Below are 6024 nucleotides of genomic sequence, written 5' to 3'. Positions count from 1 at the left end.
GATCGACTGGCGGCACTGGCACACGAACCCCTCCTCATCGGCGGCCTCATCCTCCTCGGCTGGCTCTACGCCCTGTGCACCGGCCCCCTCCGCCACCGCATCGCCCCCGGTGCGGCGTATCCAAAAAACGATGCCCTCCGGTTCTACTCCGCGCTGATCATCTTCTACCTCGCCGTCGGCTCCCCCCTCGATCAGGCCGGCGAACGCTTCCTCCTTAGCGCCCACATGGTGCAGCACATGCTCCTCATTTACCCCGCCGCCATCCTCTTCCTCACCGGCCTCCCCGTCTGGCTCCTCACTCCCCTCACCCGCTCCCCCGGCCTGCGCCCCCTGCTCCGCCTCCTCACCCATCCCCTCACCTGCGCCCTCATCTACACCCTCGTCCTCTCCGCCTGGCACGCACCCGCCGCCTACGACCTGGCCCTGCAAAACCGCACCGTTCACATCATCGAGCACATCACCTTTTTCGGAGCCGCCCTCTTTTATTGGTGGCCCCTCTTCAGCCGCGACCCCCACCTCCCCGCGCTCAACCCGCCCCTGCAAATGCTCTACCTCGTCGGCGTCACCATCGCCATGACGCCCCTGTTCGCCTTCATCGCCTTTTCCAGCGACGTGCTGTATCCCACCTACGAATACGCCCCGCGACTCTTCGCCAGCCTCTCCCCGCAACAAGACCAACTCCTCGGCGCCAGCATCATGAAACTCGGCGGCATGAGCGTCACCTTCCTCATGCTCATCCGGGCCTTTTATCACTGGTATCAGAAATCGGAAAACAGCGCCCCGCAGACAGCTGAATGATTAGCCAGGCTTTCTTTCTGAATCGCCGCACGTAATAGGGGTGTGCCGAACCGCCTCTCCACTCGCCATCGACGGCAAATCACGCCAAAAGATTGCTCTTTGAAGCCCTCGCCCTTGGGAGCTTCCCGGCAAAATACTCCCGTTTCGCCGGCTTTCGGATACCTGCACCTACTCCCAGCCATGAATGAGGCAACCACCCAGGAAGTCAGCGTGGGGTCGGACCCTGCGCTCGTCATCTCCCACACCCGGCCCCCCATAGCCGCCCCGGAAGCGACCCTCTCGCTCGTTTCCCGTCACGTCCAGCAACACATCGGACACATCAGCAACATCCTCAACGACGCTCCCGACTCACCCATCCCCATCGACCTGATCGTGGTCAACCCCGTGCGGGAACGTCCCTTTTACACCATCATCACCTCCGGCATGAGCCGCCAGCCCATGCCCGCTCCGCCCCAGGCGGCTGACCACCGCTTTGCCGAACTCATCATGTGCCTGCCCTCGACCTGGCGCATGACGCCCGAAGAGCAAAGACGCGAGGAACACGCCTGGCCCCTGCACTGGCTGCGCCGCATCGCCAGCCTCCCGCACGAACAGGACACTTGGATTTGGGAAGGACACACGATCCCCAACGGCGACCCGCCCATCCCCTTTGCCGGCAACACCCGCATGTCGTCCATGATGCTGATCCGCCCGCAGACAACCTCGAAGGAGTTCTGGACGCTCCATCACGAAGGCAAGACCATCCACTTCTTCGCGCTCCTTCCCCTCAGCGGCTCCGAGTATGCCTTCCAAAAAAAGAAAGGCCCTGACGCCCTGATGAAACTGATCCTCGCCCGGAAAGTCACCGCGCTGCTGGACGTCTCCCGCAAATCCGTCACCGAGAAACCTTGGTGGCGTTTCGTCTAACGCGCTTGCCCCCCCCGCGCTCCATCTTCTGCATGGAGCGCGACATGCGCCTCCTTCTCTCCAACGACGACGGCATCGACAGCCCGCTCTTCCACATTCTTGTCCATGCCCTCCAAGCCGCCGGGCACGACCTGTTCATCGTCGCCCCGCTGCACGAGCAAAGCTGGACCGGTGCCGCCAAATCCCGCCACCGTCCCGTTGCCTCCGCCCTTGCCCGGCGCGATTTCGGCTGCCCCGCGTGGACGGTCGATGGCACCCCCGCCGACTGCGTCAACATCGCCCTCGCCCACCTGCTGCCGCGTCACCCGGCCCCCACCCATGACGAACCCGCCGCCACCCGGCCCGATGTCGATGCCGTGGTCAGCGGCATCAATCTCGGCCGCAACACCTCGCTCGGCTTCATCCTCGCCAGCGGCACCATTGCCGCCGCTTGGGAAGGCGCGTTGCACGGCCTCCCCGCCATCGCCTTTTCGCAGGAACTCAACCAGCCCCTTTTCGTCCGCCTGAAAAACGGCGAACCCATCGACGCCGAACTCGGAGCCACGCTCCAGGCCTCCGCCGCCCATGCCGTCCGGCTCGTCAACGAACTCCTGCCGCCGCAACTCGCCACGCCCGCGCCCTTCACCGTTCACAACGTCAACTTCCCCCTTCCCTGCCGTGCCGACACGCCGGTCCATCGCACCGTGCCCGCCCAAGTTCGCGTGCCCGGCCTGTTCAGTCCGGCGGCGGACGACGGCACGCACCGCTTCATTTACTCCGATGCCGCCGACCTTTCGCCCCCCGGTCTGGTCACTGACAAGGCCACGCTCGCCGCCGGCAACATCAGTCACAGCATTCTCGATTACACCCGCTTGGGAGCGCCAGTCTCTGGAGGGCGGGTCTCCTGACCCGCCGACGGCGCGAAGCGCCGCAATTCCGGTCTTCCATCCCTTCCCGTCCTTTCGGATGGGCGCGGCTGAAGCCGCGTCTGGCGGGTCAGGAGACCCGCCCTCCCCTCCGTTGCCTCTGTACTCCGTGTGAGTTTTCCAATACCTTTGGCTGGCCCTGCGATGGATCACTGCGCACATTTAGCAGTCTCATCCGTAATGACTCAGCCGCCTGCCACGCCCAACACACCTGACTCGTCCGCCCAGTCCGTTGCCCACGCGACCGCCTCCGCCGCCTCTTCCGCGTCCACGGCTCCGAAGCCCTCCAACGACAACCATCCCTGGCTCGCATGGTTGCTGGTCGTATGCACGGGGTTCGTTTTCTGGCCGGTCACGCGCTGGGTGGCCGCCGAGGCCGCCGCGCGACAGCAGATCATGCAGGGGATCATCCTCATCGGCTCAGCCGCGGTGCTCATCGGCTGGGTGCACCGGCGGCAGTTGCGCGTGAACGGCCAGTTCAGCAATGGAGCGCTTTTTTTCCTCGCCCTCGCGTTTGGGTGCGTGGCGCTGGCGCGCTGGTTGCGCCTGCCGTTGCTCGTCCTGCCCGGCATGGCGCTCGGGCTCGCGGGCTGCCTGCGCCTGTTGTTTGGCGAGGCTCCCTACCGGCTGTTTCTGCGTCCGCTGGTCATCGGGATCGCGGCGTTGCTGGTGATTATCCCGCTTTTCCCGATACTCGACTGGCCGTTGCGCCAGATCGCGGGCGTCAACTCGGCCTGGCTGCTTGAGTCCATCGGGGTGACATCGGGGTTAAGCCTGTTTGGGCAGCCGGGACAGCCGGGACTGATGTTGCGCGCGGGGTCGCAGTCGTTTGTCGTGGCGACGGAGTGCAATGGTTTCGGGCTCATCACGTCGAGCGTGCTGCTGGCCTTGCTTGCCGGGGGCATCAGCCGCCAGCCGTTGGGCCGGCTCGTGTTGCTGGCGGCGCTGGGGGCCGTCACGGGATGCGTTTTCAATCTGCTACGCATCACGGTGATTTGCCTGCTGGCCCCGCGTTTTCCGGGTCACTACCACGCAATGCACGAGGTGGTGGGCACCATCGCCCTCTGGTGCGGCCTGGGGTTGATCGGATGGCTTTCGTGGAAAAAGGGGGCGGTCGGGCGGAGTTGAGGGTTGATGTGAGGCGTCCGTGCGGTAACGATTAGCGTCTCTATGGGACGCCAATGGCTTCACGCGAAACGCGCCATCGTTAACAACAAAAAGGGTCAGGTGGTCGGTAAACTCGTCAAAGAGATCACCGTCGCCGCCAAACTCGGCGGGGCCGATCTTGCGGCCAACGCCCGGCTTTTCGCCGCGGTCGAAAAGGCCAAAAAGGCCAGTGTCACACGCGACGTCATCGAGCGCGCCATCAGCAAAGGCGCGGGCGTGGGCGGCGAAAAAATGGCCATGGATGCCGTGGCCTTCGAGGGCTACGCGCCGCACAAGGTCGCGGTGATCGTCGAGGCCTACACCGACAATGTGCAACGCACGACGCCGGAGATTCGCGTGCTCTTCAAGAAGGGCATCCTGGGGGCCGCCGGGAGCAACAAGTTCCTCTTTGACCATGTGGGCATCGTCGAGGCGCACACTGCGCCGGGCGCCGATCCCGAGGCCGCCGCAATCGAGGCCGGGGCCAACGATTTTTCTCCGCTCACGCACGCCCAGAACGATGACATCCCGGAGGATCGCCTCGGCGTGCGCTTCCTCGTGGACCGCGCCGCCGTCCACTCCGCCTCCGTCTGGCTGGCGCAAAATGGCTGGACCGTCGTTACGAGCGAACTCGGCCATGTCGCCAAGCAATGCCCAGAACTCACCGACGAACAGCGCGCCGATGTCGGAGAATTTTTGCAGGCCCTCGAAGATCACGACGACGTGCAACGTGTGTGGGCCGCGCTGGCGTGAAAAGTTTTCGTCACAGAGGACACGGAGGTCCGCAAGACTCCGAGAAATCCGTGGTCAAAAAACACACGCGACTCCTGCATCGTTCATTCACCGGCAAACCTCCGTGTCCTCTGTGACCAATGTATTTTTGGGAACTCCTAAAAATACGTTTTTGAACAGCAAAGTCGCCAAGGCGCAAAGGAAGAAAAATTCCAGATTATTTATCAATTAACCAACTACAAATGAGATATAAAATTCAAAACGCCTTACTCTGATCTTTGCGGCTTCGCGTCTTCGCTGTTTTCTTCAATTTTTAGAACCTCCCTTTTGAACCATCCCTAATTTCCGAATTTTTCTCCCATGACCAAATCCCGACTCCTTGGCACCGTTGTCTTTATCCTTGTTTTGCTGGCCATCTTTCTTGCCCTGCCGTGGTTGAGTCCGGTGCGCGGCGTGGAGCGGGCCTGGGGCAAGCTGATCGATGGCGTGGCGGACAACGATTTCAAGGATGTGACCTCCGTGGTGGCTCTCGACTACAAGGATGGCTGGGGGCTGACCCGCGATGAGGTCATCGTGCTGGCGCAGACGGTGCGGCGTCATTTTATCGTGTGCTCGATCGACCGCCACCCGCACAAGGTGGAGTTGTCGGAGGATCGCCACACGGCCACGGTCAGGAGCGTCATTCGCGTCAATGGTTCGGGCTCGCCGGTCGCGCAGGCGATCATTCAGGTCTCCGGCCAGACACAGGCTGAAACGACTTTTGAATGGCGGCGGGGTTCATGGAAACCGTGGGATTGGAAGCTTACCAGCGTGGCCAATCCCGAGGCGGATCAGGGCGTCAAGATGCTGCAAGCCGAGGCCGCAAAGGCACCGCAGGGGATCGAGTTGTAAGGGGCAAGGAGGAACGGGTCTCCTGACCCGCTGAGAGGTCTGCGCGTGAGAGCAAGTCTCGCACTTCCGGGATTGGACGGATCGGATGGGCGCGGCTGCGCCGCGTCTGGCGGGTCAGGAGACCCGCCCTCCGTTTTCGTTTTTTCCCGGGCCGGGCTGGAGGAGGGAGTGGATGAGGTAGATGCCGACTCCGATGCAGATGCCCATGTCCGCGACATTGAATGTTGGATACACGTAGCCGCCGAAATGAAAGTCGAGAAAGTCGATGACGTGTCCGTGCAGGAGCCGGTCAACGAGGTTGCCCACAATGCCGCCGCAGAGGAGTCCGAACCCGACCTGGGCCACGCGGGAGCGCAGGCCGAGCTGGTGTCGCCACAGGTAGATGCCGCCAAGGGTCGCGGCGGCAAGGATGGCGAGAAAAAAGCTCTTGCCGGCAAAGAGGCTCCAGGCCGCGCCAGTGTTGCCGACATGCACGAGGTTGAAAAAACCCTCGATCACGACGATCTGCCCCGGCCAGCCGTAGGTGTTGAAGGGGAGTTTTTGGGCGATCCAGGTTTTTGTCGCTTGGTCGAGCACGAGGACTGCGAACCCGAGCCACCAGAGCAGGCGGTAGGCACGAAGGCGTGTCCAGCGGGCGGGCGGACAC

General features: G+C 63.0%; 7 protein-coding genes. 6 read left to right on the top strand and 1 reads right to left on the bottom strand.

Going from position 1 to position 6024, the window contains the following annotated elements; translation table 11 throughout:
• The 6 genes from OBACDRAFT_RS15620 to OBACDRAFT_RS15595 all read left to right on the top strand — a co-directional run.
• The coding region (locus OBACDRAFT_RS15620; protein ID WP_232767214.1) for a cytochrome c oxidase assembly protein at positions 1-798 on the top strand (798 nt) is incomplete at its 5' end.
• A 180-nt stretch (positions 799-978) separates the two neighbouring features.
• Entirely contained in the window at positions 979-1704 is a 726-nt protein-coding gene (locus tag OBACDRAFT_RS15615; protein WP_052362096.1) for a suppressor of fused domain protein, read from the top strand.
• A 32-nt stretch (positions 1705-1736) separates the two neighbouring features.
• Positions 1737-2591, top strand: a complete 855-nt coding sequence (gene surE / locus OBACDRAFT_RS15610; protein ID WP_232767212.1) for a 5'/3'-nucleotidase SurE — start codon at positions 1737-1739, stop codon at positions 2589-2591.
• 198 nt (positions 2592-2789) lie between these two features.
• The gene (locus tag OBACDRAFT_RS15605) at positions 2790-3737 is read left to right on the top strand and encodes an exosortase/archaeosortase family protein (protein ID WP_232767205.1); all 948 of its coding nucleotides are present in this window, start codon (positions 2790-2792) and stop codon (positions 3735-3737) included.
• Positions 3738-3779: 42 nt separating this feature from the next.
• On the top strand, positions 3780-4508 hold the full coding sequence (locus OBACDRAFT_RS15600; protein WP_043587177.1) for a YebC/PmpR family DNA-binding transcriptional regulator: 729 nt from the start codon (positions 3780-3782) through the stop codon (positions 4506-4508).
• 339 nt (positions 4509-4847) lie between these two features.
• Complete coding sequence (locus OBACDRAFT_RS15595) at positions 4848-5378, top strand: hypothetical protein (RefSeq protein ID WP_043587176.1); 531 nt, start codon at positions 4848-4850, stop codon at positions 5376-5378.
• 114 nt (positions 5379-5492) lie between these two features.
• Here OBACDRAFT_RS15595 and lspA read toward each other — a convergent pair.
• A partial coding sequence (gene lspA, locus OBACDRAFT_RS15590; protein ID WP_052362095.1) for a signal peptidase II occupies positions 5493-6024 on the bottom strand: 532 nt, incomplete at its 5' end.

The organism is Geminisphaera colitermitum TAV2 (genome assembly GCF_000171235.2).
Lineage (GTDB): Bacteria > Verrucomicrobiota > Verrucomicrobiia > Opitutales > Opitutaceae > Geminisphaera > Geminisphaera colitermitum.
The sequence above is the reverse complement of the archived record's forward strand: the minus strand, read 5'-3'. Positions and strand labels throughout refer to the sequence as shown.

Coding starts and splice junctions, on each gene's coding strand:
- OBACDRAFT_RS15600 (WP_043587177.1), top strand. CDS start 3,780: ATGGGACGCCAATGGCTTCACGCGAAACGCGCCATCGTTAACAACAAA.
- OBACDRAFT_RS15615 (WP_052362096.1), top strand. CDS start 979: ATGAATGAGGCAACCACCCAGGAAGTCAGCGTGGGGTCGGACCCTGCG.
- OBACDRAFT_RS15595 (WP_043587176.1), top strand. CDS start 4,848: ATGACCAAATCCCGACTCCTTGGCACCGTTGTCTTTATCCTTGTTTTG.
- surE (WP_232767212.1), top strand. CDS start 1,737: ATGGAGCGCGACATGCGCCTCCTTCTCTCCAACGACGACGGCATCGAC.
- OBACDRAFT_RS15605 (WP_232767205.1), top strand. CDS start 2,790: ATGACTCAGCCGCCTGCCACGCCCAACACACCTGACTCGTCCGCCCAG.